The following is a 24,659-nucleotide window of genomic DNA, read 5'->3' on the forward strand; positions in this document are numbered from 1 at the left end:
AGAGGAACGGTATCATGCCCTTTCCCCGCCGTACGGGCCTGCTGGCCCTGCTCCCGCTGCTGCTGTCGGGTTGCACCGGGCATTTCGACCATCTGGGCCGGGTCCCCGACATGACGCCCATCGATAATCCCCGCCGTCAGGCCGAAGCCACGGGCGTCACCATGCCCATGCCGGAACGCTCCACCACCATGCGCCAGGCCGCATCGCTGTGGGAAGCGGATGCGCGTGGCTTCCTGCGCGATCTGCGGGCCAGCAAGATCGGCGACATCGTAACAGTAGAAGTGGACATGGCCGAACAGGCGCGGATCAGCAACCAGACCTCCCGCTCACGCGGGGCCGGCGAGGCCATGGGCGTACCCAACCTGTTCGGGCTGGAAACGGCCCTGCCCAACAGTGTCGACCCGGACAAGCTGGTGAACCTGAATTCCAGCGGCAGCAGCAATGGCGCCGGGGCGGTGAACCGGCAGGAAAATATCAGCCTGAAGGTGGCGGCGGTGGTGACCGACATCCTGCCCAACGGCAATCTGGTCATCGCCGGGCGGCAGGAAATGCGGGTGAATTTCGAACTGCGGGAGTTGCGCATCGCCGGCGTCATCCGTCCCCAGGACATCACCACCCGCAACACCGTCTCTTACGAAAAGATCGCGGAGGCCCGCATCACCTATGGCGGGCGCGGGCAGATCACCGACATGCAGCAACCCCGCGTCGGCCAGCAGGTGCTGGACGCGATCCTGCCCTTCTGACGTAACGGGTTTGCCCATGAACAAGATGCAGCTGACCATCCTGGCCGCCGTCGCGGGCCTTACCGCCTTCGCCGGCGGCTATGGTGCCAGCACGGTCCTGATCGACCGTCCGCAAATGGTGGCGCCTGCGGCCGCCCTGCCCATCGCCATGATCGTGCCTGTCTGGGGCCAAGGCCACATCACAGGCTTCGTTGCGGTGGAGATCAGCCTGGAACTGACGCCGGGCAGCAATGGCGCCCCGCTCCTTCCGTTGGTGCGGGACCGGCTGCTGGGCGATCTTTACGATATCGGCGCGCAGGGGGGCATGCAGCCCGGCATCATTGATCCACCGGCGCTGCAGGCCCGGCTTCTGCATGCAGCGAGCGAGGTGACGGGTGGCAATATCCGCAAACTGACCCTGACCAAGCTAATCTTGCAGGAAAACCGGCGCAAGCCAGCCTGACGCCCCGCCGCCGGGACCAAAGCAAAGGGCCGATGGAAAGGGCATCCCGCATTCCACCGGCTCTTTGCTTTGGGGACGCCTCCCTCAGGCAGCGGAAACAATGTCATAGCGATCCACCCGCGCCCCGCTTTCCAGCTCAAACACGGTGCCCGCCTCCTCCCGCCGGACGCGGGCCACCTTGGACAGGGTGCTGACGGACGTGTCCAGGGTTTCACCATTGGCGTCGCGGGCATCGACCGCCAAGGTGTAGCTGCCGTCCGCCACGGTGCTGCCATCGGCCTTCACCCCGTTCCAGGACAGATCATGCGTGCCCGCCGACATGTCGGCATCGAAGCTGTGGACAAGGTTGCCCTGGCTGTCCAGCAACATCATCTGCACGGTGCTGGCCCCTTCCGGAATGGTGTAGGTGGCGTTCAGCTGGCCGTTCTTCACGCCCACCTGATCGCTGACCACCTCCACCGTACGCCCGATATAGCTCATATCCGCGCGGTCGCCGCCGGTGCGCAGCTCGGACAGGACCTGGCTCATCATGTTGTTGGAGGAGACCTGCTGTTCCACAGAGGAGAACTGGGCCAGCTGCGTCACCCATTGCGTGGGATCGACGGGCTGCAACGGGTCCTGATTGGTCAATTGCGCGGTCAGCAGCCGCAGGAAGGATTGCGTGTCCGTGGTCAGGCGGGCCTGGGCCGCCTGGGTAGCCGCGCTGCTGGTGCTGTCGACGCCGGTAACGGTGCTCATGATGGCAAACCCCTCAGATCTGGATATCCACAAGACTGTCTGTGCAATAAAGGACGGGTGTCAGCGGGTCGGGCCTGGGCGCGGCCAGCGCCTGCTGACCATAAAGCTGCGCGCCGCGCCGCCCCTGCTCCGACATGGTCCATTGACCACCGCCTTCCCGCAGCGAGAAGTGCAGGCCGTCGGGCTGCACCTGCATGCCGCCCTGTTGCAGGGTGCGTTCGATCAGCCGGGCATCCCGTTGCAGCAGGTCCAGCGTTGCCGGCTTTTCCGCCGCGATCATGGCCGTGACCCACCCATCCTGAAGTTCCAGCTTCACCTCCACCCGGCCCAGATGTTCGGGGTCCAGTTGCACGGTCAGCGTGGTCTGTTCCTTGGCGATGGCCTGTTCGATCCGCCCGACCAGTTGCAGGCCGGGGCCACCCTGCGCACCCGTCGCATGACGGGACGCCAGCACGGCAGGGGGTGGCTGGTCGCGCGGGACCACCTGAAGGCTATCGGCAACGGCCGGCGTCATCAACGACGGGGGCGCCGTCCCGCCCGACGGCAAGGGGACGGCGTCGGTCGCCGGCGCCGCAGCGTCACCGGATGCGCCGTGCGCAGACGCGAGTCTGGTAACGGGCGGACGGAATTCGACCGCGGCCATCGGCTTCGGTGATTTAACCCCACCGGTAACCGCGGTATTCATGCCGTCGGGGGTTTCCCGGCGATCCGGTCCTGTCTCCTTTTCCCCCGGCGGCTCGTTCGCCGGGAGGGGGATGATTGGTTGCGATGTCGCATCGGTCCGCAAAGCCGTTGCCGCCGGCTGTGGCGGGGTTGCCGGTGGCGCCGACACCGTTTGTGCAGCAACCACGGCCGGAAGCCCGGACAGTGTGATCATATTGGGAATGGTGGCGACAATCGCCGCATCGGCCGCATCGCCACCGCCAGATTCCGCAACACCCGAAGCCGGCCCGCCGGGTCCGAATCTGGCGGCAACGGGTGCGGCACCCGATGCACCGCCGCTATCCGGCATGCCAGGGGTTGCGCCGGTCAGTACCGGCCGCAGGCTAGGTTGCAACATACCGGTGGCCACCTCACCCGCACCCAACAACGGCCGGGTCGTTCCGTCCCCGCCGGCTGGCGTGCCCGCCACCACCCCCGAAACGGAAAGGTCAGACGCCAGCGGTGTCGGCTGCATCGGTTGGGCAACCAGGCCCATCGCCTGCATCAGCCCTGCCAGAACGGCATCGTCGGTCGATAGGCCGGGTGACGCCAACTCGACCGCCTGCTGCGGGCCGGCCGGTTTGACCAGCCCCGCCCCCAGACTGCGGACCATGTCCTCGACAATGCTCCCGAAGGCTCCGGCCGGGGTCGCGGCCACCATCGGGCCCGTCCCGGCGCCGGGCGCCGGTGTAGCCGCAAAGGACAACAGGGACTGGAGTTGCATGGGGTCCACCCGGATGGTCGTTCTGGACCATCAGGATAGACCCGCATGTTTAAGTGCGGTTTTACAGCGGCCCCGCAGGCCCGTCACAGCACCTTGAAATAATGAATGCGGTTGGCGCCGGGGATCTTTTCCGCCACGCCGACAAAGACATATTTGGCCAGCCAGTCATAGGGGCCGGCCGGCACGTCGAACTTCGGCGATACACGCATGTAGTATTCAGACGGGTCCACAGGTTCGTTGCGGGACATCCGCTCCGCCACCTCCGGCGTGTAGGCCCAGCGATAGCCGCGGTTCTGCAGATAGATGATGGTCCCGTCGTCCAGTTCCAGCAGATAGCGCGCATCGAAATCGATGACGCCGTCGGGGCGCAGCAGCGGCCAGTCCCCCCCGCTCATCGGCACGACCCGCCCCTTGATGCCGGGGCCTTCCACCGTGCCCTCGGCGGCATAGATGGCAGCGCGGGTTGCCCCCATGGTCGTGGGGCGCAGCCAATAGGGCTTGGTCAGGGTTATGCCGATGGAGAAGGCATATTCGAATTGCGGGGCAAAGGGATGGGGCACAGACATTCTTCTTCCTTTCAAATCAGGGAACGGTCGGCGGGAATGACGGGGACCAGAAGGTGGCTGTCATAAGGCCCGCCCGTCTTGATGATATGCTGGCCGTGATTGCGCAGATCCTCGTGCCGCGCAAAGGCCAGACCATAGCGGTCCTGGTCATAGATATCGCCCCCCTGCACGGTCAGGCGCAGCCCCTCCCCCGCTGCGAAATGCACCGACGTCGGCCAGATCTCGATCTCCACCGGCACCGGGGTTCCGGCGGGCAGCGGCTCCTCCCGGTCATGGGGATGCACGGGCTGCCAGGGCGTGGATTTCACGTCATCCAGCGCGCGGTGCGACGCCCGCAGCCAGCCCAGCGCCAGGGGACCATCATCATAAAGCGCATAGAAGGTGAAGGGGACACGCGCGCCAGACTGGTCGATCTTGTCCAGGCCGACAAACAGGTCCATATCGTCGGCCCCATCGGCCTGCACCCACAGGCGCAGCTTGAAATGGCCGGTCAGTTCCGTTTCCCGATCGAACACGATGTCGAAGCGGGTACTGCCCGTTTGCGCATCGTAGCGGGCTTCCGCCGCCTCCGCTGCCGGCTCAACCGCCATGACGCCGCTGCCGGCATCCAGATAGAGCGGCCGGTACTGCGTCCGGGTCAGGGGCCATTCAGCCTCATCCCGGAACGCCCCCTCGCTGCCATTCTCCCGCACCTGGATGCGCACGCGCGGCCATTGCAGGACGCCCGTATCCTGCCCCTTCAGGAAATGGTCGAAGAACTGACGCTGCAGCTCCACATTCTCCGGCGTGTAATAATGCCGCCATTTTTTCTGGCCATGCACCAGCAGCCATTTCTGGTCCGTCGCCATCTGCTTATAGGCTTCCAGCGTGCCGCGCGTATGCAGCCCATGGTCGGACCAGCTGGCGACGATAAAGGTCGGCAGATCGATGGCCGACAGGTCCGTCTCCTTGCTGTGCCAATAGGCGTCGATCAGGGGATGGGCCTTCACATTGCCGGCCGTATCCTCCGTCCGCGTCGTCGACCAGTTCACGCTCATCGTCGCCCGCTCGACAAAATTCGTCTCGCGGATACCGCCATGGCAGGCGAACTCACGATACCAGTCGGAAAACCCCTCCCAGGGGTTCAAGGCGGCGAGATGCGGCGGCTTCAGCGGCGCCACCAGATATTGGATACAGGCCAGATAGGAGACACCGGTCATCCCGACCTTGCCGTTGCACCAAGGTTGTACGCCCAGCCATTCGATCAGGTCGTAGCAATCCTCCCCCTCCCCGATGCCGTTATGGCGCAGTTCGCCTTCCGACAGCCAAGCGCCGCGCGGATCGGGATAGCAGATTGCATAGCCATGCCGGCACCAATAGGCGGGATCTGGCGCCTCGAACGCGGTATGGCGGGAATTCCAACCATTCTCGATCCCCGCGGGCGGCCAGAGATTGGCGGATTTGCCATGCTTGCCATAGGGGCTCCAGCCCAGCAGCACGGGCAGGTCACGCTCCCCCGCCGGGCCTTGTGGGCGGTACAGGTCCACATAGATGGTGACACCGTCGCGCATCACCACGGGCAGGTTGCGTTCGAAAACCAGCCCGTCCTCCTCAATCCGGGCATAATCCTTGGGCGGCAGCGGCGGCTTGTAGGGGTTTTTCGAAGGGTCCCGGCCAGGGAGCATCTTCAATTCGAAAGCGTCGGGCATGCCCGTCTCCGTCCCTTGTCTTTTCAGCGTCTTTTCGGCTTTATCCGGGCGGTGACAGCGCCGGCCGCCCATCATTCATTGATTAATCATCATAATTGAAAATCACCCCCTTGCAAGCGTCCATCGATGATAATATTGATTTCTCAACGAATGACGGGAGGATACGCACCATGACGGATCATGATCCGCTGGCCCTGCGCTATGAGCATGTTTTCGACATCCGCATCAATTTCGACCGCCGCTGGGCGACGGGCGCCATCCATCAGGGCGGCCCCAACCACGGCTATACCTCGGTGGGGGCGGACTGCACCGTCAGCGGGCCCCGCCTGAATGGCAAGCTGGTCGACCATAGCGGTGCCGACTGGCCCGTGATCCGCACCGACGGCGTGGTGGAACTGAACGCCCATTACATGATCCAGGCCGATGACGGGGCGCTGATCTATATCCGCAACCTGGGTTATGTGCACGGACCCCTGAAACGGCCGGGGCATGAGCCGCTGACGCCCTATTTCCGCTGCACCCCCTATTTCCGCGCGCCGGACGGCCCGCATGAATGGCTGAACCGGACGGTCATCGTGGGCGTGGGCCAGCGCCGGCCGAAACTGACGGAAGATGACGCGCCCGACCATTCGCTGTTCCGCTATTACGCCATCCTGTGACCAAACCGGCGGAGCGGCAATGATGACCGATACCGATCAAAGGGACTGGTTCAACCGCTATATCGATGCACAGAACCGCGGGGATCTGGCGGCACTGGCCGGTTTCCTGGCCCCCGACCTGCATCTGACAGAAGACGATATGGAATACCGGTCGGCCCAGGCGGTGCTTGATCATTATCGCCAGTTCCAGGGCCGTGTCCGCCGGACACTGACCGTGCTGAACTATGTCGACCGGCCCGGCCGCATCGCCGCTGAAATCAGAACGACACTGGAAGCGCCGGGGGATGCGCCCGACTTCCCGGACGTGCTGCTGGACGATGGGGGATGGCGGTCGGTTGTCAGTTTCGTGTTTCATGACATTGCCGATGGCCGCTTCATCCGTATCCGCTCAGCCCCCTGCAAGGCAGCGCCATGAACCCGCCCGTCAGCTTTATGCCGGATGCACCGGCCGCCTTCGCCCGCTATATCGCGGCCTTCAACGCCGGCGATTTTGAAACCGCCTGTTCCTACTATGCCGACGATATCTGCCTGACCATCGGCAACGGCCGGGTGCTGCGTGGTCGGGAACAGATTGTGCAGTTCTATACCGGCGTCCGCCGCGTGACCCGGCGCACCATCAAGGTCCTGGATTGTTTTGCCAGTGACGCCATGCTGGCTGCCGAGCTGGAATCCGAATTCCTGGCCGTGACCGATGTGCCGGACTTCACCTCCGGCCCGATGCGGCAGGGCGACCGCATGTATATTAACAGCTTTGCCTTTTACGACCTGGACCAGGGCCGGTTCAGCCGCATCCGCGCCACCGTGTTCCGGCGGGTATGGAAGCGTTTGGACGATGCAGGCTGACGGCATCGACCAAGGCAGACCTGTATACAGATCGGCTTTCATGCCATGATGCCTCGCAGATCAACCGACGATGGCAAGGGATCCCGCGTGCCGCGGGCAACAGGATGAACGACACAGACGCCTTCCAGATCGCCCAGCACGACATGCTGTTCGCCCTTCGTGTGGCCGGGGGCCCGGCGGAGGCCGGCGCCATCCTGGTCGACTTGCTTCCCCCCGCCGCCAGGATGGCGGAAGCGGAATTGGCGCCGCTGGACCCGGTCGGCGACCGGATCGGGGTCCACTATGCCAACGGCACCGTCACCATGCCGCAGGGCTTCGTCGCGTTCTACCGGCAATGGGTTGAAGGCGGCTGGAACAATGTCGACGTGCCGGAGGAATGGGGCGGCATGGGCCTGCCCGTATCGGTGGCGGCCCCGTTGATGGAGGCCTGGACGTCCGCCTGCATGGCCTTCGGGCTGGCCCCGGTGCTGACCCAGGGCGCCATGGAAGTGCTGCTGGCCCATGGTGATGATGATTTGCGCCAGGCCTGGATGCCGCCCTTGGTGGCGGGCACCTGCATGGCGACCATGGCCCTGACCGAACCGATGGCAGGGTCCGACCTGAACCTGATCCGCACCCGGGCGGAACGGACGGAAGATGGGCTTTACCGCCTGTTCGGCCAGAAGATCTTCATCACCTATGGCGAACATGACCTGACGGAGAACATCGCGCATCTGGTCCTGGCCCGCCTGCCCGATGGCCCGCCGGGCAGCAAGGGCCTGTCGCTGTTCCTGGTGCCGAAATGGCTGCCCAACACGGCCGGTGGCCCCGCCCGACGCAATGATGTGCACTGCCTGGGTATCGAACATAAGCTGGGCCTGCACGGGTCGCCCACCTGCACCCTGGCCTTTGGCGAAAAGGACGGGGCCGTCGGCTGGATCATCGGCCAGGAACATCAGGGACTTGCCTGCATGTTCACCATGATGAACCGCGCCCGTCTGGGCACGGGCCTGCAGGGCGTAGCCGTGGCAGAGCGGGCAACCCAGGCAGCCTATGCCTATGCGAAGGCGCGGCAGCAGGGCAGTCCCCGGCGCGGCGCCCCGCCATCCCCCATCATCGCCCATCCCGACGTGCGCCGCATGTTGACCGACATGCGCGCCCGCACCCTGGCCATCCGCCTGATCGCCTATACGGCGGCCGTGGCCATTGATGCAGCACATGGTGCCGCCGTTGCCGGGCAGCGCCGCGCGGCACTGGAACGCGCGTCGCTGCTGACGCCCATCGTCAAGGCCTATTGCAGCGACAGCGCCATCGCCATCGCTTCCACCTGTATCCAGGTCCATGGCGGGGCCGGCTATGTGGAAGAAACGGGCGTGGCACGGCACCTGCGCGATGTCCGCATCACCGCCATCTATGAAGGCACCAACGGCATCCAGGCCATCGATCTGGTCCAGCGCAAGATCGTTGCCCCCGGCGGCGCGGCTATCCGCACCCTTCTGACGGAATTGCAGGTCGACGCGCAGACGGCCACCACGGCCGACGCCCCGCTGTTGCGCGCCTGCGCCCCCCTGCTGACGGAAGCACTGGCCGCCCTGACGGGGTGCATCGACTGGCTGCTGTCACCCGACCGCAGCGAGGTGGAACGGCTGGCCGGGGCCACCCCGTTCCTGGAAATGGCGGGCCACACGCTGGGGGCGGCCCTGCTACTACGCGGGGCCATGCTGGCGCACGATGACAGCACGCCGGACGATATCGCCCGGCTGGCCGCCAGCTTCTGCTGGACGCATCTGACCCATGTGCCGGCGCTGGCCCGGCTGGTGCGCAACAGCGCTGCCCTGCTGCCGCCATCGCCATAAAAGAGAGGGGGGCCGGTTCAGCCCCCCTCCTGCGCGCGCCGCCCGTCCGCCTCGATCCAGCGGCCAGCGATCCAGAACAGCAGACCCGCCGCAATAGCCGTGAACACCAGGATCAGCATGGAATAGCGGATGGCCACCTGCCCGAAGCTGGGGGCCAGCAGGTCGTTCAGGGTACCGACGAACAGCGGCCCCAGCGCCTGACCCAGCATGCTGGCTGAAAAGACCAGGATGGCCACCGCCACGGCCCGCATCCGAACCTTGGCCACGCTGACAGCGGCGGCGAAGATGGGCCCCTGGTGAATCAGGGTCAGAAAACTGCTGAGGCCATAGCCGGTCATCCAGGCCAGCTTGCTTTCCCCCAGCAGCATCAGCACCTCTGCCGGCCCGACCAGCAGGCAGGCGATGGCGGGCAGCCGCACCCGCAGCTTGTCATCATATTTGGCGAACCGGTCGATCAGGATGCCACCGGCCAGCACGCCGGCCGCCCCCAGCACCCCGCGCAACGGGCCGATGCTGGCCGCGATGTCCAGCATGCTCAACCCATGCACCCGTTGCAGGAAGGTGGGGGTCCAGGCGCTGGCCGCGAACAGGTTGGCGCCCATCAGCATGGCGCCGGCGACCATGGCAAGGTAGGCGCGGGAGCCCAGCAGGAAACGGAACGTCTCTGCGAACCCTACGGCTACCGTCGCCGCCTTCCCGCCCTCCTTGGCCCCGCGCGGCGGTTCCTTCACCGTCAGGGTAAACAGCAGCGCCAGCACCATGCCGGGAAGGCCCGCTGCGAAGAACATGGCCCGCCAGCCATGATGTTCCAGCACCCAGCCTGCGATGGGGAAAAAGACGATGAAGGCCAGCGCGGCCGCGGTGCCGAAGATGGAGAAGGCCAGCGGCCGCCTTTCCTTGCGGAACAGATCGGACAGGATGGCGTTGGACGGCGCCAGCCCGCACGCCTCCCCCGCCCCCATCAGGAACCGGGCGATGGCCAACTGCCAGATATTGCCGACAAAGCCTGTCAGCGCCGTCATCAGGCTCCAGAACCCGAAGCCGATGGCGATGATGTTCCGCCGGCTCCAGCGGTCGGCCGCCCAGGCGATGGGAATGCCCAGGAAGGAATAAAACAGGACGAAGGCCAGGCCGGACACCAGCCCCAGCACCATGTCGGAGACGACCATCTCCCCCTTGATCGCCGGCAGGGCCAGGCCAAGGATGGCGCGGTCCAGATAGTTGAAGGTGGAAATCAGGGTCAGAAAGCCGAGCGTATAGACGGTCGGCAGGGACCAGTCGCCACCGGCGGGGGCGGCGGCCGGGCCTGTCACGGCTTCGGTCTTCGTCTGTTCATGCATGACGCTGTTCCTGCTAAAGCCGCGAGGCGCGGGTTTCCTTGGTGGTGATGAATTCCAGCAGGGCGGGCTGGCCGCGCTCCGTCGCTTCGATCCCGCGCAGGATGGCCGGCACGATATCCTCCACCTTCTCGATCCGCTCTCCATAACCGCCGAGCGCGCGGGCGAAGGCGGCATAATCGCCGGAAATGTCGGTGGCGCGATAACGCTTCGTCGCCTCCGGCATGATGTCCAGTTCGATGGCCATCGACGAATTGTTCAGCAGGATGGACAGGATGGGCAGCCGTTCGCGCACCGCCGTTTCGAAATCCATGCCCGTGAAGCCGATGGCGGCATCGCCCCAGACATTGATGCACAGCTTGTCCGGGCAGGCCAGCTTCGCCCCCATGGCCAAGCCCAGACCATAGCCCAACTGGGTCGACTTGCCCCAGCCGATATAGGTCAGGGGGGCGCTGGACTTCCAGAACGGGGTCAACTGATCGCGCGGACTGCCGGCATCATGGGTGATGATGGTGTTGGCCACATCCACCGTCTGTTGCAGATCCCACAGCACACGGTAGGGGCTGATGGGGCTGTCGGGACTGGTCAGCAGGGGCATCCATTCCGCCAGCCATTCCCGCTCCACCGCCTTGATCTCCGCCACCGTGGCGCTGCGGTCGCGCGGCTCCCCGATGCGCTGGCGGACGGCATCCACCAGCAGCGACAGGGTCAGCTTGGCATCTCCCACCAGCGCATGCTGGCAGCGCACCGACTTGTTGAGGTCGGCCGGGTCCAGCGTGGCATGGATGATGGTCTTGTCGGCCGGCATGGACACGCCGAACACGGTTTCGGAGAAGCTGCAGCCGATGCCCAGGATCAGGTCCGACCGGTCCAGGAAATGCCGGACCGTGCGCGGGATGGCCGCCCCGCCCGACCCCAGCGCCAGTTCATGCGTCTCGTCAAAGGCACTCTTGCCTTCCAGGCTGGTGGAGACCGGCGCGCCCAGCAGTTCGGCGAGCGTGCGCAGTTCCTCGTAAGCCTCGGCCCAATGCACCCCCTGCCCGGCATGGATGACGGGCCGGCTGGCGGCGACCAGCATGTCGGCCGCCACCTGCACCGCGTCGGGATCGGGCGCCGACCGGGTGCGCACCACCGGCTGGTAATCCAGCGGCCCCGGCACCTCGTCCTTCAACAGGTCGTAGGGCAGTTCCACCAGCACGGGGCGCAGCCGTCCGTTACGCAATTGCGTAAAGGCGCGGCGCATCACGTTCGACACTTCGGCCACCGACGTCAGCGGCTCGGCATGTTTGGTGATGCCCCGCATCGATACGCTGGCATTGTAATTGTCAGGAACGAAGGCGAGACGCCTTGCATAGCCCTGGGGTAGCACCAGCACCGGCACGGATTCCGAAAAGGCCTGGGCGACGCCGCCATAGGCGTTTTCGGTGCCGGGGCCATGCTGCATGGCGAAAACCCCCATGCGGCGGCCCCGGCTCATCCGCGACAGGGCGTCCGCCATATGGACGCCCGTCCGTTCCTGCCGGACGATGATGGGCCGGATACCGGCCGTCGCGGCTTCTTCCAGCACGGCATTGCGGGGATAGCCGAAAATGACGTCCACCCCCTCGCGCCGCAGGATCTCGGCGATCACGCCTCCGACCTTGCTCATGGCGTCTGCGTCTCCTTTTCGCCGGACAGGCCCAGGGAGGCCAGGTCGCGCGGACCCAGCGGGCGTTCACCGCGCACGGTAGTGCGGATCAGATGGCGGCGTTCCATACGGTAATCATGCACGCCGCGATGCAGCAGGAAGCGGTTGTCCCAGACGATCAGCGTGTCCTTCTTCCACTTCACCCGGCAATGAAAGTGCAGATGCTGGGCCAGCGACTGCAGGTAATTGACCAGCGCCCGGCTGTCCTCGTCATTCCAGCCGACGAAGCGGCGGAAATAGGAGGTGGTGGCGAACAGGGCCTTGCGGCCGGTTTCCGGATGGATGCGCACGGCCGGATGAATGTTCTCCAGCTCATGTTCGGAGAAACCGTGGGTTTCGCGCAGGCGCAGGCGCTTTTCCGGCGGCAGCCGTTCATTGCGTTCCCAGATGTCGCGGCCGGAATAGACCACGTCCAGCCCGTCCAGCAGCTTCTTCAACCCTTCCGACAGGCTTTCATAGACCAGATAGCCGTTGGAAAAGGCCGTGTCGCCGCCGAATTTCGGCACTTCCAGCGCCCGCATGACGATGCACAAAGGCGGTTCTTCCAGGAACGGGCTGTCGGTGTGGAAATGTTCGAAGGACGGGACGACGGTCGACGGCTCAAACGCCTCGCGCCGTACCTCCTGCATGTCGTTCTGGCCGCCATAGGTGGGGGCCTGCGGCAGTTCCATGCGCGGACCGAACAGGTCGGAAAAGGCCTTGTGCTGTTCGATGGTCAGATCCTGGTCGCGGAAGACGATGACCAGGAAATGCTCGAACGCCTTCATGATCTCCTGCCGGGTTTCGTCATCCAGCGGCTGGCGCAGGTCGACGCCGGAGATTTCGGCACCGCAGGCACCGGTGATCGGCTCCACAATGATGCGGTTGAAGCGCGGCATGGGCAGGCCGGCGACGACAGTTCCTTCCCCGCGATTGGGCAAGGGGGCGCCGTTCTGCGCCTTCAGGGCAGTTTCCATGATGATCTCCGTAGATAAGGTAGGTGGGTAGTGACGGGCGGACGATGCCGCCCGTCCGTCAGAAATTGCGCCGCAGGCTGACCGCCCATTCACGCGGCCGGCCGGGGCGGCCCTGGATGGAGTAGGTTGAGGCGCGGTTATCGAACAGACCGTCGTAATAAAGCTTGTCGGTCAGGTTCGTGACCTCCAGCGACACCTGCCAATCCTTGTCCGGGTCGCGGTAGGTCAGGCGGGCGTTGGCCAGCGTCCGGCCCGGCACCAGATTGAACGGCGGCCGGTTGATGGCCTGGGAGAAATAGGAGCTTTGGTGAGAGACATCGACGCGCGGGGTCAGCGACCCGATGCCGCCCAGGTCGATCTCGTACTGTGCACCCAGGCTCCAACGCCATTTCTGGACAAAGGGTGCGTCCATGCCCAGCGTAATGCCGGCACTGGCGGCGATGGGCGCAATCGACTTGTATTTGAAGTCGAGATAGCCCAGCGAACCGTCGACCTGCAAGCCATCGACCGGTTCCCAGGTCGTCTCAGCCTCCAGCCCGCGCAGTTCCGCCTCACCGGCGTTCAGCGGCAGGGCGCAGGGTGTTGCCGGCACCGTCGGGCAATTGGCCACCGACACCAGGATGTCGTGGTACTCGTTCTGGAACGCAGAAACATTCAGCCGCAGGCTGCGGTTGAACAGGTCGCTCTTGAAGCCTGCTTCATAAGCATCCAGCGTCTCCGGATTATGGGTCAGGGCCTGCGACGGATAGAAGGGACGCGGGTTGGCCCCACCGCTCTTGAAGCCGGTGGAGAACTGGGCATAGGTCATGAATTCCGGTGACCAGCGATACTGCACAATGCCGCGATAATCGAAATGGTCGCCGCTGAAGGCGGCCTTCAACCCGTTCAGCGGGGCCAGCGACGGCGGGGCAGCACCATTGTAGATATTGCCGGGCGTGCCATTGCGGTAATAGGTGAAGTCCTTGCTGATGTCGGAATAGCGGGCACCGGCAACAAAGGTCAGATCTTCGGTTGCATGCAGTTCGACATTGGCAAAGGCTGCCTTGGTCTTCGACTTCACATCATCGATCTGGCGGAATTCCAGCGTAGGCAGCTGCACGCGCGACCCGCCCTGGCTGTGGGCATCCAGATAGAAGCCGCCGACGGTGAAATTGACCAAGGTGCCGATGGCCCCGGACAGGCGGAGTTCCTGGGTCGTCTGCTCATGCGTGACATCATTGGCCGTCAGCGCCGTGGCAATAGGGGAGGATTCCGCCGAGGTGTAGATGGCGTTGTAATGGCGATAGGCGGTGATGGAGGTCACCGACAGGCTGTCGGTGAAATGATGCTCGATATTCGCCGACGTGCCCCAGGTATCCAGCGAATTGCGGGCCGGTGCGGCGTAGGGGGCCGTGCCGTCACGCGGGGCATAGTTCAGGTAGTTCTCGTAACTGACATAGGGGCTGTTGGTGAAGGTGTCGCGGGCATAATCGCCATAGGGCGAATAGCTGATGAAGGCCGACCCGGTGGCCGTGCCCAACGGCACCCCGTCGATCGTATAGGGCGCCGTGGTCGGCGAACCGGGCGCCGTGGTCGATCCGACATATAGCAGGGTGGAGGGGGAGGATTCGCTGTCATCCTGGGTAACGTCACCGGTCAGCAGCACCTCCGTATCCGAACCGGGGGTCCAGCGCACGGAGGCTCGGCCGGCGGCATAGGACTTTCCGCCTTCGGTCCCCAGCTTGCAATTGTCCTTCAGATTGAAGGAGCGCACGGTCGAAGTCGGATGCGTGCAGCGATAATCATAGCGGGTGACATAGCCGTCGCGTTCCACCGACGTGCCGCTGATGCGGGCGAAAAGCTGGTCCGGGGCGATGGTGAAATCGGCCCCGCCCCGGAATTCCGTGCGGTTATAGCTGCCATAGGTGCCCTGGACATAGCCGCCGCCCTTGCCGTCAGGCCGCTTGGAATAAAGCCGGATGGCGCCGCCGATGGAATTCTGCCCCGCCAGTGTTCCCTGCGGACCGCGCAGGATTTCCACACGCTGCAGGTCCAGAAGGTCCAGCATGGAGCCCTGCAGGGTGGAATAATAGACATCATCCACATAAAGGCCGACGCCGGGTTCCAGCGCAAAGGTGCTATCCGCCTGACCGACGCCGCGGATGAAGGCCTGGATGGACGGGCCGTAGGTGGCAGGCGCTTCCTGCAAATTGACGTTCGGCGCCTGCGCTGCCACCTGGGCGATGCTGGTCTGGCTGCGTGCCTCCAGCATGTCGCCGGTCATGGCCGTGATGGCGATGGGCGTATCCTGCAGGCGCTGGGTGCGGAACTGCGCCGTGACGACGATTTCCTCCAGCAGTTCAGTCTTGGCCTCGCCATTGGCGGCGGCCTGCGCTGCGGCCGGGCCGGCACAGGCGAAAAGCATCGCCGCCACGAAACCGCACCCGGTCGCGGCGTGGGGAATTTTGGGAAATGACTTCCGCATTGTTTTTCCTCCCTGATGTTGTTGTGCGCTGTTCTGGCTTGTTCTTATGCTGTGAGGCCGGCCCTGCCCGGACACGACCATCGTCACCATTCCGCGGAATGGAATTTCCATCCCGTAGAGACAGACCCGCCCTGTCCGCGCCGGCAGGCCGGTCACGGTGGCAGGATACGGAACCGTTTGAAGACACAGGACGCGGTTGATCCCGCCGTCCTTAAGCGAGGGTGATGGTCCTTCACCCTCCCACCCGAGAAATCACTGCAACCGGAACACCCGCTCTGCATTGCCGTGGAAAATGGCTGCGCGCTGCTTCTCCGTGATCTCGACCTTGTCCATGAAGGTGACGGACGGTTCCATCGCTTCATAAGGGTAATCGATGGCCCACATGATCCGGTCTTCGCCCAGCACCTCGATGGCATAGCGCAAGGCCGGGCCATGTTCGACGCCGCTGGTGGTGATGATAATGTTACGTTTCATTACTTCCGATGGGCTCAGGGACGAGCCATAGGCCGCCCGCCGCCGTTCAAACCAATGGTCGCTGCGCCACAGGTGGAAGGGAATATTCTCCCCCATATGGCCGATGATGATCTGCAATTTCGGGAACCGGTCGAAAATTCCCGACGTGATCATGCGCATGACATGGGTGCCGGTTTCCACGGCAAAGCCCCAGATGGCCGATTGCAGCCGGGTGCCCCGGAACGGCCCTGCCATGGTGTCGGCCGGACAGCGGGGATGAATATAGATCGGCCGGTCCAGCGCCTCTGCCGCTTCCAGGATGGGCCAGAATTTCTGCTGGTCCAGATATTCATTGTCCGTGTGGGAGTTGACGATGAAGCCATTCAGGCCCAGCGTCCGCACCGCGCGTTCCATCTCCCGCGCTGCCGCCGCCGGGTCCTGCGGCGCGAAAGAGGCCAGGCCGCCAAAGCGCCCCGGCGCTGATCGCACCACGTCGGCCAACCGGTCGTTGGCCAGTGCAGCCAGGGCCACAGCCCGATCGGGGCGCAGAAGCTGAACGCCGGGCGCTGTCAGCGACAGGATGTGGACATCGACACCCAGCCGGTCCATTTCCCGCAACCGGCCTTGCGTGTCCATCAGATTGACGTACAAAGGCTCCGTCGCCTTTGAGCCGGCGGGATTGACCACCTCCACATCCAGATTGTGCCAGTTGCCCTGCGCAAGTGCGGCCAGGGCGTCCAGATGCTCCGGAAAGGACCAGGCCTCTTCCGTCGCGATCCTGCGATGACGTGGTGACTTGACGGTCGCGGCCGGCTTTGCCTGGGTTTCCGATACAGCACCCACGGCGGATGCGACAAGGCCGACACTACCCGCGACGAACCCTCTTCGGTCGATGGGCATGATCACCTCCCCCCGTATGACCCTCTGCCGGGGTCATTACGTTTGGCAGGCTATCCGTTCGCCTGGGGAAGTCAAGCAGATTCCATTATGAGAAATAACGATTTCATTATACGGAATTTTTGCTCTATGAATGATCCATCGACCGCCGCAATTTGATAGCGGTGGCGGCACAGCCAGGACGGAATGCGACATGTCGATGGATGATCTGGAACGGGGGTCGGGTGCGCGGCTGATGCTGCTGCTGAACGTCATCGCGGACCAGGGGGGTGACTTCGCCCTGAAGGACCTGGCGGAACGGGCTGGCCTGCCCATCAGCAGCGTCCATCGGCTTTTGCAGGTTCTGGTCCGCGCCGGCATGGTGGAACGGTCGAAGGGTACCGCCTACCGACCCGGCCGCGAACTGTTCCGGCTGGCCTCGCAAGTGCTGCGGCACATGGATTACCGGACACTGGTCCGGCCCTATCTGCGCAAGCTGTGGGACCGGTGGCAGGAAACGGCGGTCTTCACACTGTATCGGCCGATGACACACAAGGCCCTGGTGGTGGAAGTCATCCAGACGCCCCACCCGCTGCGCCATGTGCTGGAACCTGATACGGAACTGTCTTTGTTCTGGGGTTCCCTGGGGCGGTCGATCCTGGCCTTCCTGCCGGAGGAGGAGTTCGCCGCCGCCTATGCCGAAGCGGGACCGGGCCCAATCACCCACGAACCCCCGGCGGAAATGGCCACGCTTGGCGCGGAGATGGAGAAGATCCGCAGCGACGGCGTGGCCTTCTTCTTCAGCGAGGCGGCGGAAATGGCCGGCGTCGCCGCCCCCGTCTTCGGCCCCCGCCGCTCGCTGATCGGCTCTCTGGGCCTCACCCAGCCGGCATACCGCTTTGCCCGGCTGAAGGCAGACGATGTCGCCGCCGATGTGCGCGAACAGGCGGCCGCCTTCAGCGAGATGCTGAGTTTCCGTCCCACCACCCCTCCAACCGACACCGTTTGAAGCGTCCCCTTTAAGGGGGACAGAATTTCCCCTTTCCCTGCCGCATAGTTGGCCCATCGAACCGGGGCAAAGTTCCCGGACAGCCACAAAATGGGGAGGGGGACGTGACCGGGTTGTCACCCGCAGGCTATGACCTGCCCGTTTACGAATATGTTCGGCCACCGGAAATGTCCGGACGAGCCGCCCATCGCCATCAGGTGGCGATCGTGGGGGCCGGTCTGGCCGGCCTGACGCTGGCTTGCGATCTGGCCAGCCGGGGCATTTCCACCGTCGTCCTGGACGAGGATGACACGGTGGGCGTGCGCGGTGCCGCGAGCCGCGGCATCTGCTATGCCCGGAAAAGCCTGGAAATCTTTGACCGTCTGGGCATTTACGACCGCATCCGTGACAAGGGCATCACCTGGTCGGTTGGCAAGGTACTGCGCGGGCATGACGCGCTGTACCGGTTCGACCTGGCCGAGGGCAACATGTCGGCCCAGCCGCCCTTCATCAATATCCAGCAATTCTACATCGAATGGTTCCTGGTGGACCGTATCCGGGAACTGGGCCGCACCGATCTGCGCTGGCGCAACCGGGTGACGGATATCCGCCAGGATGCAGGCGGCGCCACGCTGACGGTGGAAACGCCCGATGGTGGCTACATGCTGGAAGCCGACTGGGTGATCGACGGCTCCGGCCATGCCAGCCGCGTGCGGCAAGCCTTGGGCCTGACGACGCGCGGAGAGCTGGGAGAGGATCGCTGGTGCATCTCCGACGTCCGTTTCGCCAAGGATTTGCCCATTGAGCGCTGGACCTGGGTGGAAGCACCCTTCAATGAGGGACGCGCCGTCTGGCAGCATCTGATGGCGGATGGCGTCTGGCGCATCGATTACCAGATGCTGCCCAACACCGATCCGAACGAGGCCAGCCGGCCAGAGACCGCCGCCCGGCGGCTGCGCGACCAGTTGGGCCCCGATGTCGATTTCGAACTGGTGTGGGTTGGCGCCTATTCCTACCGCACGCAGTTGATGGATGATTTCCGCTGTGGCCGGGTCTTTTTCATCGGCGATGCTGCCCATGTGAAAAGTCCGTTCGGCGCACGCGGCGGCAATAGCGGCATCCAGGACGCGGAAAACCTGGCCTGGAAGCTGACGCTGGTCCTGAATGGTCAGGCCCCGGAAACGCTGCTGGACAGCTACAATGCCGAACGCCGCCCGGCCGCAGAGGAGAATATCCGCGTCACCCGCCGGTCCGGCCGGTTCCTGGCCCCGCGCAGCGAGATGGAGCGGATGATCCGTACCGCCGTGCTGGATCTGGCCCCGGACCATGCCTTTGCCCGGCTGCTGCTGAACACCGGCCGGATGTGCGTGCCCCACCGCTATGCGCCTTCCCCCCTGACCACAGGCGATGCGGGCGCCGCCCTGCCCAACCTGCCGCTGGGCAATGGGCGCCTGACCGACCTGCTGGCCGGTGACGGCGCGCCTTTCCTGGCCCTGTGGCGACCACGCGACGGCGCCGACGCGCTGGGGGCGGGCCTGTCGCAATTGGTCCGCGATGGCTGGCCCTTGCGCGTGCATGGGCTGGCGGCGGACGATCTGGCCGCCCTGAACCTGTTGCCGGGCGATGTGCTGCTGGTTCGTCCCGACCTGCACGAAGCCGCCCACCTGTCCGACGCCACCATCGCGGATGTGCGCACCGCCCTGGCGCAAGCCAGCGGCCGCGCCTGATCCCCCGGGGAGCTATCCCATGCAAAGCACATCTAATTTCACCGATTCCGATGGCTTTTACGAAGCGCTGCTGGATGCGCATGCGGGTCTCAGCACGCCGGAAAGCCACGCGCTGAATACCCGCCTAGTTCTGCTTCTGGCCAATCAGATCGGCGATCAGGCGGTGCTGACCGCCTGTCTTGCCGCCGCCCGCGCCGCCGCCAACCAAGGGACCGCCCCGTGACCCAATCCTTTGCGTCCGCCGCCGACAATGCCCAGCAAACCCCGCGTCTGGTCGAACTGGCCCGCGACGTCTATGGCTATGTCAGCGATTTCGACCCGAATTGCGGGTTCGTCGTCGGGCCGGACTATGTCGTGGCGATCGACACCCGCGCCACTCCCACCCTGGCACGGGAGATGCTGGCCGCCATCCGCAGCGTCACCGACAAGCCCGTGAAATATGTCTTCCTGTCGCATTACCATGCGGTGCGGGTGATGGGTGCCTCGGCCTTCACCGACGCCGCCCTGATCGCCAGTCAGGCCACGCTGGACCTGATTACCGAACGCGGTCCCGATGATTTCGAGTCCGAAGTGCGCCGCTTCCCCCGCCTGTTCCGGGGCGTGGAGGAAATCCCTGGCCTGACCTGGCCTGACCTGGTGTTCGATCAGGGGCTGACCCTGCGCTTGGGCAACCGGGACCTGCATTTCCGGCATCTGGGCCGGGGCCATACGGCCGGCGATTCCGTCTGTTGGATTCCCAGTTGCGGTGTGCTGTTCTCCGGCGACCTGGTTGAAAACCGCTGCGGTGTCTATGCCGGCGACGGCTATGTCGCCGACTGGATCGACACGCTGGGCCGACTGCGCGACCTGCCGGCCACCACCATGGTGCCGGGCCGCGGTGCAGCCTTGCAGACACGAGAGGCGGTGACCGCCGCCATCGACGCCACGCAGGGCTTCCTGACCACCCTGCGCGACACCGTAGCCGCCGCCCACGCGCGCGGCGCCGATCTGAAAGCCTGCTACGCGGAAGCCGAACGGGTCATGACCCCGCTTTATGGCGACTGGCCCGTCTTCGCGCATGTCCTGCCCTTTGACGTGGCGCGGATGCTGGAACAGTTGCAGGGCGGTGAACATCCCACCCCCTGGACGGCCGAGCGTGACCAGGCGCTCTGGTCCCTGTTGCGGGGCTGACGCCATGCCACGCTCAGGGGGACCGCATCAGCCGGGGCAGGTTGCGCAGGCACAGCGCGAACAATTCCGCCTGCGAAGCGATGCCCAGCTTCTGGTAGGCCCGCTTGCGCAGGGTCGTCACCGTGGACGGGCGCACGCCCAGATCGGCGGCGATCCCGTCCGTCTGATAGCCCAGCACGATGCGGCAGCACACGGCCAGTTCCCGCGTGCTCAACGTCTCCTCCGCCAGTTCCACCAGCCGTTCGACAAACGGCAGGGTACGGCCGGCATTGATGTCCGACTGCACGATGTAATGGGCGCAATGCTGGCGGACGATGCTGGTCAACAGCGGGGTCAGCCGGGACAGAAGATCGACCTCCCCCGCCTCGAACGTGCCCGAGCGCAACGAGCGGTAAAAGTTCAGATAGAAGGCCAGATCGGAGGTGCGCCAGATATAGGACACCTTATCGACGATACCGACGGTCGTGTAGAAGCGGCGCAGATAATCCTGAGTGGTGAAGCGCGCCGGGTCGTGGCGGCGGAAGATCACCTTGCGGCTGCTGGAGAGGCGGGCCAGTTCCGCGAAATTCGGGTCGAATTCATGCAGGCCGGCGACATAGTCGCGGCCCAGCGACAGCACCGTCGCCCGGTCATGCATGCTGGACCCGCCCACCTGCTTCAACCCACCCGCCGCCGAATAGCAAAGGATGGTGCAATGGTCGACCGGGATCACCCGCGCCACGGCCGTCAGCAGCGCGTCATCGAACCGCGGACGGCCGATGGCGGCCACCGCTTCCGACAGGGCGCAAAGCCGGTCAGTGATGTCGTCCTGAACGCCGTTACGCATGTTGTGATCCGCCAAGAACTATAAATAAATCAAACCGTTGGGGAGGAAGTATGAACCTGGAACTCGTCGTCATCGATGTGCGGCCGGGGGCCGCCATGGAAAGCCAGTCGGGCCTGCAGATGCTGCGCCCGCGCATCTATGGCGCCTTTGCCCGGCCGCCGGGGGCCAGGACCGCCGCCATCATCATGCATCCGACCAGCAATTTCATGGGCCATTATCTTGTCGCCCCGTTGGCAGCGCGCGGCATTGCCACGCTGGCGCTGAATTCGCGCTACATGGGCAATGATGCCGTGCTGCTGCTGGAACAGGTGATCCAGGATATGGGGGCCGGTGTCGCCTGGCTGCGCCGGCAGGGGTTCGACCGCGTGGCGCTGATCGGCAATTCCGGCGGGGCGGCCCTGTCGGCCTTCTATCAGGCGCAGGCCGAACGGCTGACCATCACCGACACGCCAGCGGGCGACCCGATCGACCTGCGCCCTGAAGACCTGCCGCCGGCCAATGGCATTGTCCTGGCGGCGGCGCATCTGGGCCGGTCCCGCCTGATGGAAACCTGGATCGATCCCGCCGTGGTCGACGAACATGACCCGATGCCGTCCTGCACGCAGTTGGACATGTTTAACCCGGACAACGGCCCGCCCTACAGCGCCGCCTTCATGGAACGCTATCGCCGGGCACAGCGCGCGCGCAATGCCGGGATCGAGGCCTGGGCCCGCGACCGGCTCAGCCAGTTGCGCGCACGGGCCGACGGCATGCGCGACGAAGCCTTCGTCATCCACCGCACGCTGGCCGATCCGCGCTGCCTGGACCCAAGCATCGACCCCAATGACCGCGTCCCAGGCACGACTGTCTGGGGGCCGCCGCGGGCGCAGAACTATGCCGCCAACAGCATGGGGCGCTATACCTCGCTGACCGGATATCTCAGCCAGTGGTCGCCCAGCAGCCGGGGCGACGGTCCGGCCAATCTTGCCCGGACCAGTGTGCCGGTCCTGCTGCTGGAATATACGGCCGATCCGTCGGTGTTCCCGTCCGACAATGCAGCCTGGGCAGAAGCGGCACAGGGCCGGGTGCAACGGCACGCCATCAAGGGCGGCAACCATTATCTCAGCGGTCAGCCCCATCTGGTTGACGAGGTTGCCGACCATATTGCCGGCTGGTGCGGCCGGCTTTGATCCAGGAGACGCAGCATGCAGCCCCCTGTTCCCATCCATGGCCTTCACCATTTCGCCTGGCGCTGCCGCGATGCGGAGGAGACCCGGCATTTTTACGAGGAACTGCTGGGCCTGCCGCTGGTGCATGTCATCCGCAGCGACAATGTGCCCAGCACGGGCGAATATTGCCCCTATGTCCATATCTTCTTCCAGATGCGCGACGGCTCCTACATGGCCTTCTTCGATCTGGGTGATGATGTGGCCGCCGCGCCCTCGCCCAACACGCCGGCCTGGGTCAACCACATCGCCCTGCGCGTCGGCAGCGTGGCGGAGGTGGAACAGGCTATGGCTCGCCTGCAGGCCGCAGGGGTGGAGGTCATCGGCGTCACCGATCATCACATCATCAAATCCATCTATTTCTTTGACCCCAACGGCTTGCGCGTGGAACTGACCACCCCGACCGTGCCCGACGACCATATGCAAGCCGTCGCCCGTACTGCGCATGGGGAACTGGCGCGGTGGGTGGTGGAGAAGGAGAAGCGGCTTGGGTAGCGTCCAGCACCGTCGGTCGGGGTGAGGCCCATACCTCGCCCCGACCGACGGATCAGCGCCCCCTACCCGGCCACCCTTTCCACAAACCGCGCCAGAACCGGCCCCAGCATATCCACGGACGACCGGATCTGATGCACGGGGCTGATATGATTGTGCCCCTCCAGCCAGTGGAAATCCGGCCAGCGGCCCGTGGCCGCCACCCGGCGGGCCACCAGCAGTGACGCCTGACGCTGGAAATCCGCCGGATCGTTTTCTGATACGGTGAACAGGCAGGGTACGGCCGTCATCGCCAGCTCGTCGACGCTGGATTGCGCCGGGAACCGGGCCGGGTCGGTGCCGAAATAGGCATCCTGATACGGATTACGCGCTGCGCTGGGCACATCGTACAGACCAGACAGCATGATGGCCCCCGCGATGCAGGCAGCCGCCGCGTCGGCAAATCCCTGTCCGCCGACATAAGACGCGACATGCGCCGCGCCGGCCGACTGTCCCATCAGCACGATGCGGCTTGAGTCCGCTCCCCAGCCCCGCGCCTGGCTCCTGACCCAATTGACCAAGCGGGCCACATCCTCCGCTCCTGACGGCCAGGGATGGGTGGGCGCCAGCCGATAGGTGGCGGTGATGCCCAGCCAGCCCTGATCGGCCGCCCAGGCGCCGACATTATTGTAGAACGGTGCCCCCGGCGCGCCCTTGTCGCCGCCAACGAATCCACCGCCATGCAGGAAGATCAGGATGGGACGGTCGCCCACCTCCCCCTGTCCCGCATCGAACACATCCAGCCGGTGTCGGGCGTCGGGTCCATAGGACAGGTCGCGGCGAACCCAGGACTCATCGACGGGCGGCAGCATCGGCGCGAACAGCGCGATGGAGGCCTGGATCTGCGATATTGAGAATTCCGTGCCCAGCGCCCGGACGCGATCATGAATGGACATCCTGCCCGCCCCTTTCTTTACCACGGGTCTTGCGACTGCACGCTGAAGGGGCGGCAATCCACGGGTGGCGGGGCATTGAACGGGCGCGGCACCATGGTGCGTTCACCCTTCCACGGCACCTGGTCCGCCTTGGTCCAGGCATTGACGAACAGGCGATAGAATTTCCAGCGCCCGTCACGCTTCACCAGCCGGTCGTCGCGCGTGCCGATGCCGAAGATGAAGTTGGTGCCGTAATCGGCATTCCATTGCACGATCTGGAAGAAGCAGCGCACCCGTGCCCCTTCCGGACGCGGGTCCATGATGAAATGGTTGAACAGGTGCTGACGCCCGAACCACCAATGCTGGCGGTCATACCACAGGCCGCGCAGATGCTCGCGGATGGCCTCGCGACCCTGGGCCTTGCCCTGCCAGAGATGGTCGAACTCCCCATCCTCCGCAAAGGTGTCCAGGACCTGTTCCTCATCCGCCAGATCCAGGCCCCAGGCGTAGCGGGCGAACAGTTCGGTGATTTCGGCGCGATCCTCGGCGGGCATGACCGCGGGAACGCCATCGGGCCAACAAGTCTCGGCCATTGTTTCCCCCTTCCGGAGATGGCCCGCGCGT

Annotated in this window: 24 protein-coding genes; 12 read left to right on the forward strand and 12 right to left on the reverse strand. The window is 64.9% G+C overall.

The window, feature by feature from the left end; all coding sequences use genetic code 11:
• Nucleotides 1-14 precede the first annotated feature (14 nt).
• Nucleotides 15-743, forward strand: coding sequence for a flagellar basal body L-ring protein FlgH (gene flgH, locus ACODTW_RS02795; protein ID WP_488944356.1), 729 nt, complete (start codon nucleotides 15-17; stop codon nucleotides 741-743).
• Nucleotides 744-759: 16 nt separating this feature from the next.
• Entirely contained in the window at nucleotides 760-1,185 is a 426-nt protein-coding gene (locus tag ACODTW_RS02800) for a hypothetical protein (protein ID WP_488944357.1), read from the forward strand.
• Nucleotides 1,186-1,269: 84 nt separating this feature from the next.
• On the opposite strand, the gene ACODTW_RS02805 is transcribed toward ACODTW_RS02800, so the two are convergent.
• The 4 genes from ACODTW_RS02805 to ACODTW_RS02820 all read right to left on the reverse strand — a co-directional run bounded on the left by ACODTW_RS02805 (nucleotide 1,270) and on the right by ACODTW_RS02820 (nucleotide 5,603).
• A complete protein-coding gene (locus ACODTW_RS02805) occupies nucleotides 1,270-1,923 on the reverse strand; it encodes a flagellar hook assembly protein FlgD (RefSeq protein WP_488944358.1) in 654 nt (217 codons plus the stop codon).
• Nucleotides 1,924-1,936: 13 nt separating this feature from the next.
• Nucleotides 1,937-3,349, reverse strand: coding sequence for a flagellar hook-length control protein FliK (locus ACODTW_RS02810; protein ID WP_488944359.1), 1,413 nt, complete (start codon nucleotides 3,347-3,349; stop codon nucleotides 1,937-1,939).
• An 83-nt stretch (nucleotides 3,350-3,432) separates the two neighbouring features.
• Nucleotides 3,433-3,915 carry a DUF3237 family protein gene (locus ACODTW_RS02815; RefSeq protein ID WP_488944360.1) on the reverse strand — a complete coding sequence of 161 codons (483 nt, stop codon included), beginning with the start codon at nucleotides 3,913-3,915 and terminating at the stop codon, nucleotides 3,433-3,435.
• Between the two features lie 11 nt (nucleotides 3,916-3,926).
• Entirely contained in the window at nucleotides 3,927-5,603 is a 1,677-nt protein-coding gene (locus ACODTW_RS02820) for a CocE/NonD family hydrolase (RefSeq protein ID WP_488944361.1), read from the reverse strand.
• Between the two features lie 170 nt (nucleotides 5,604-5,773).
• Between ACODTW_RS02820 and ACODTW_RS02825 the strand changes: the two genes are divergently transcribed.
• The 4 genes from ACODTW_RS02825 to ACODTW_RS02840 all read left to right on the forward strand — a co-directional run bounded on the left by ACODTW_RS02825 (nucleotide 5,774) and on the right by ACODTW_RS02840 (nucleotide 8,940).
• Nucleotides 5,774-6,262 (forward strand): DUF3237 domain-containing protein, encoded by a 489-nt coding sequence (locus ACODTW_RS02825; RefSeq protein WP_488944362.1) that lies wholly within the window; start codon nucleotides 5,774-5,776, stop codon nucleotides 6,260-6,262.
• Between the two features lie 19 nt (nucleotides 6,263-6,281).
• Nucleotides 6,282-6,677 carry a nuclear transport factor 2 family protein gene (locus ACODTW_RS02830; RefSeq protein ID WP_488944363.1) on the forward strand — a complete coding sequence of 132 codons (396 nt, stop codon included), beginning with the start codon at nucleotides 6,282-6,284 and terminating at the stop codon, nucleotides 6,675-6,677.
• On the forward strand, nucleotides 6,674-7,105 hold the full coding sequence (locus ACODTW_RS02835; protein ID WP_488944364.1) for a nuclear transport factor 2 family protein: 432 nt from the start codon (nucleotides 6,674-6,676) through the stop codon (nucleotides 7,103-7,105). The genes ACODTW_RS02830 and ACODTW_RS02835 overlap by 4 nt, the downstream gene beginning before the upstream one ends.
• 104 nt (nucleotides 7,106-7,209) lie before the next feature.
• Complete coding sequence (locus ACODTW_RS02840; protein ID WP_488944365.1) at nucleotides 7,210-8,940, forward strand: acyl-CoA dehydrogenase family protein; 1,731 nt, start codon at nucleotides 7,210-7,212, stop codon at nucleotides 8,938-8,940.
• Nucleotides 8,941-8,957: 17 nt separating this feature from the next.
• Here ACODTW_RS02840 and ACODTW_RS02845 read toward each other — a convergent pair whose 3' ends face one another.
• From ACODTW_RS02845 to ACODTW_RS02865, 5 genes are all read right to left on the reverse strand, one after another.
• The gene (locus ACODTW_RS02845) at nucleotides 8,958-10,280 is read right to left on the reverse strand and encodes a spinster family MFS transporter (protein ID WP_488944366.1); all 1,323 of its coding nucleotides are present in this window, start codon (nucleotides 10,278-10,280) and stop codon (nucleotides 8,958-8,960) included.
• 13 nt (nucleotides 10,281-10,293) lie between these two features.
• Nucleotides 10,294-11,925, reverse strand: a complete 1,632-nt coding sequence (locus ACODTW_RS02850) for a thiamine pyrophosphate-requiring protein (RefSeq protein WP_488944367.1) — start codon at nucleotides 11,923-11,925, stop codon at nucleotides 10,294-10,296.
• The gene (locus ACODTW_RS02855) at nucleotides 11,922-12,920 is read right to left on the reverse strand and encodes a TauD/TfdA dioxygenase family protein (protein ID WP_488944368.1); all 999 of its coding nucleotides are present in this window, start codon (nucleotides 12,918-12,920) and stop codon (nucleotides 11,922-11,924) included. Before ACODTW_RS02855 ends, ACODTW_RS02850 begins: the two co-directional genes overlap by 4 nt.
• 58 nt (nucleotides 12,921-12,978) lie before the next feature.
• Nucleotides 12,979-15,324, reverse strand: coding sequence for a TonB-dependent receptor (locus ACODTW_RS02860; protein ID WP_488944522.1), 2,346 nt, complete (start codon nucleotides 15,322-15,324; stop codon nucleotides 12,979-12,981).
• Nucleotides 15,325-15,636: 312 nt separating this feature from the next.
• Nucleotides 15,637-16,737 carry an amidohydrolase family protein gene (locus ACODTW_RS02865; protein ID WP_488944369.1) on the reverse strand — a complete coding sequence of 367 codons (1,101 nt, stop codon included), beginning with the start codon at nucleotides 16,735-16,737 and terminating at the stop codon, nucleotides 15,637-15,639.
• A 190-nt stretch (nucleotides 16,738-16,927) separates the two neighbouring features.
• Between ACODTW_RS02865 and ACODTW_RS02870 the strand changes: the two genes are divergently transcribed.
• From ACODTW_RS02870 to ACODTW_RS02885, 4 genes are all read left to right on the forward strand, one after another.
• A complete protein-coding gene (locus tag ACODTW_RS02870) occupies nucleotides 16,928-17,722 on the forward strand; it encodes an IclR family transcriptional regulator (RefSeq protein ID WP_488944370.1) in 795 nt (264 codons plus the stop codon).
• A 104-nt stretch (nucleotides 17,723-17,826) separates the two neighbouring features.
• Complete coding sequence (locus tag ACODTW_RS02875) at nucleotides 17,827-19,428, forward strand: FAD-dependent oxidoreductase (RefSeq protein ID WP_488944371.1); 1,602 nt, start codon at nucleotides 17,827-17,829, stop codon at nucleotides 19,426-19,428.
• Nucleotides 19,429-19,447: 19 nt separating this feature from the next.
• Entirely contained in the window at nucleotides 19,448-19,651 is a 204-nt protein-coding gene (locus ACODTW_RS02880) for a DUF2783 domain-containing protein (RefSeq protein WP_488944372.1), read from the forward strand.
• Complete coding sequence (locus tag ACODTW_RS02885; protein WP_488944373.1) at nucleotides 19,648-20,598, forward strand: MBL fold metallo-hydrolase; 951 nt, start codon at nucleotides 19,648-19,650, stop codon at nucleotides 20,596-20,598. Before ACODTW_RS02880 ends, ACODTW_RS02885 begins: the two co-directional genes overlap by 4 nt.
• Nucleotides 20,599-20,611: 13 nt before the next feature.
• Here the strand turns inward: ACODTW_RS02885 and ACODTW_RS02890 are convergent, their stop codons facing one another.
• Complete coding sequence (locus tag ACODTW_RS02890; RefSeq protein WP_488944374.1) at nucleotides 20,612-21,424, reverse strand: helix-turn-helix transcriptional regulator; 813 nt, start codon at nucleotides 21,422-21,424, stop codon at nucleotides 20,612-20,614.
• Between the two features lie 50 nt (nucleotides 21,425-21,474).
• Here ACODTW_RS02890 and ACODTW_RS02895 point away from each other — a divergent pair, with 50 nt between their 5' ends.
• Both ACODTW_RS02895 and ACODTW_RS02900 read left to right on the forward strand, forming a co-directional pair.
• Nucleotides 21,475-22,593, forward strand: a complete 1,119-nt coding sequence (locus ACODTW_RS02895; RefSeq protein WP_488944375.1) for an alpha/beta hydrolase family protein — start codon at nucleotides 21,475-21,477, stop codon at nucleotides 22,591-22,593.
• A 15-nt stretch (nucleotides 22,594-22,608) separates the two neighbouring features.
• Nucleotides 22,609-23,124, forward strand: coding sequence for a VOC family protein (locus ACODTW_RS02900; protein ID WP_488944376.1), 516 nt, complete (start codon nucleotides 22,609-22,611; stop codon nucleotides 23,122-23,124).
• Nucleotides 23,125-23,186: 62 nt separating this feature from the next.
• Here the strand turns inward: ACODTW_RS02900 and ACODTW_RS02905 are convergent, their stop codons facing one another.
• Both ACODTW_RS02905 and ACODTW_RS02910 read right to left on the reverse strand, forming a co-directional pair.
• Entirely contained in the window at nucleotides 23,187-24,056 is an 870-nt protein-coding gene (locus ACODTW_RS02905) for an alpha/beta hydrolase (RefSeq protein WP_488944377.1), read from the reverse strand.
• A 17-nt stretch (nucleotides 24,057-24,073) separates the two neighbouring features.
• Nucleotides 24,074-24,628 carry a nuclear transport factor 2 family protein gene (locus ACODTW_RS02910; RefSeq protein WP_488944378.1) on the reverse strand — a complete coding sequence of 185 codons (555 nt, stop codon included), beginning with the start codon at nucleotides 24,626-24,628 and terminating at the stop codon, nucleotides 24,074-24,076.
• Between the last annotated feature and the right edge of the window lie 31 nt (nucleotides 24,629-24,659).

Source organism: Niveispirillum sp. FG148, assembly GCF_057809655.1.

What these genes read in the sequence shown, in the direction of transcription:
- flgH (WP_488944356.1), top strand. Translation starts at nt 15, where the DNA reads ATGCCCTTTCCCCGCCGTACGGGCCTGCTGGCCCTGCTCCCGCTGCTG.
- ACODTW_RS02800 (WP_488944357.1), top strand. Translation starts at nt 760, where the DNA reads ATGAACAAGATGCAGCTGACCATCCTGGCCGCCGTCGCGGGCCTTACC.
- ACODTW_RS02805 (WP_488944358.1), bottom strand. Translation starts at nt 1,923, where the DNA reads ATGAGCACCGTTACCGGCGTCGACAGCACCAGCAGCGCGGCTACCCAG.
- ACODTW_RS02810 (WP_488944359.1), bottom strand. Translation starts at nt 3,349, where the DNA reads ATGCAACTCCAGTCCCTGTTGTCCTTTGCGGCTACACCGGCGCCCGGC.
- ACODTW_RS02815 (WP_488944360.1), bottom strand. Translation starts at nt 3,915, where the DNA reads ATGTCTGTGCCCCATCCCTTTGCCCCGCAATTCGAATATGCCTTCTCC.
- ACODTW_RS02820 (WP_488944361.1), bottom strand. Translation starts at nt 5,603, where the DNA reads ATGCCCGACGCTTTCGAATTGAAGATGCTCCCTGGCCGGGACCCTTCG.
- ACODTW_RS02825 (WP_488944362.1), top strand. Translation starts at nt 5,774, where the DNA reads ATGACGGATCATGATCCGCTGGCCCTGCGCTATGAGCATGTTTTCGAC.
- ACODTW_RS02830 (WP_488944363.1), top strand. Translation starts at nt 6,282, where the DNA reads ATGATGACCGATACCGATCAAAGGGACTGGTTCAACCGCTATATCGAT.
- ACODTW_RS02835 (WP_488944364.1), top strand. Translation starts at nt 6,674, where the DNA reads ATGAACCCGCCCGTCAGCTTTATGCCGGATGCACCGGCCGCCTTCGCC.
- ACODTW_RS02840 (WP_488944365.1), top strand. Translation starts at nt 7,210, where the DNA reads ATGAACGACACAGACGCCTTCCAGATCGCCCAGCACGACATGCTGTTC.
- ACODTW_RS02845 (WP_488944366.1), bottom strand. Translation starts at nt 10,280, where the DNA reads ATGCATGAACAGACGAAGACCGAAGCCGTGACAGGCCCGGCCGCCGCC.
- ACODTW_RS02850 (WP_488944367.1), bottom strand. Translation starts at nt 11,925, where the DNA reads ATGAGCAAGGTCGGAGGCGTGATCGCCGAGATCCTGCGGCGCGAGGGG.
- ACODTW_RS02855 (WP_488944368.1), bottom strand. Translation starts at nt 12,920, where the DNA reads ATGGAAACTGCCCTGAAGGCGCAGAACGGCGCCCCCTTGCCCAATCGC.
- ACODTW_RS02860 (WP_488944522.1), bottom strand. Translation starts at nt 15,324, where the DNA reads ATGCTTTTCGCCTGTGCCGGCCCGGCCGCAGCGCAGGCCGCCGCCAAT.
- ACODTW_RS02865 (WP_488944369.1), bottom strand. Translation starts at nt 16,737, where the DNA reads ATGCCCATCGACCGAAGAGGGTTCGTCGCGGGTAGTGTCGGCCTTGTC.
- ACODTW_RS02870 (WP_488944370.1), top strand. Translation starts at nt 16,928, where the DNA reads ATGTCGATGGATGATCTGGAACGGGGGTCGGGTGCGCGGCTGATGCTG.
- ACODTW_RS02880 (WP_488944372.1), top strand. Translation starts at nt 19,448, where the DNA reads ATGCAAAGCACATCTAATTTCACCGATTCCGATGGCTTTTACGAAGCG.
- ACODTW_RS02890 (WP_488944374.1), bottom strand. Translation starts at nt 21,424, where the DNA reads ATGCGTAACGGCGTTCAGGACGACATCACTGACCGGCTTTGCGCCCTG.
- ACODTW_RS02895 (WP_488944375.1), top strand. Translation starts at nt 21,475, where the DNA reads ATGAACCTGGAACTCGTCGTCATCGATGTGCGGCCGGGGGCCGCCATG.
- ACODTW_RS02900 (WP_488944376.1), top strand. Translation starts at nt 22,609, where the DNA reads ATGCAGCCCCCTGTTCCCATCCATGGCCTTCACCATTTCGCCTGGCGC.
- ACODTW_RS02905 (WP_488944377.1), bottom strand. Translation starts at nt 24,056, where the DNA reads ATGTCCATTCATGATCGCGTCCGGGCGCTGGGCACGGAATTCTCAATA.
- ACODTW_RS02910 (WP_488944378.1), bottom strand. Translation starts at nt 24,628, where the DNA reads ATGGCCGAGACTTGTTGGCCCGATGGCGTTCCCGCGGTCATGCCCGCC.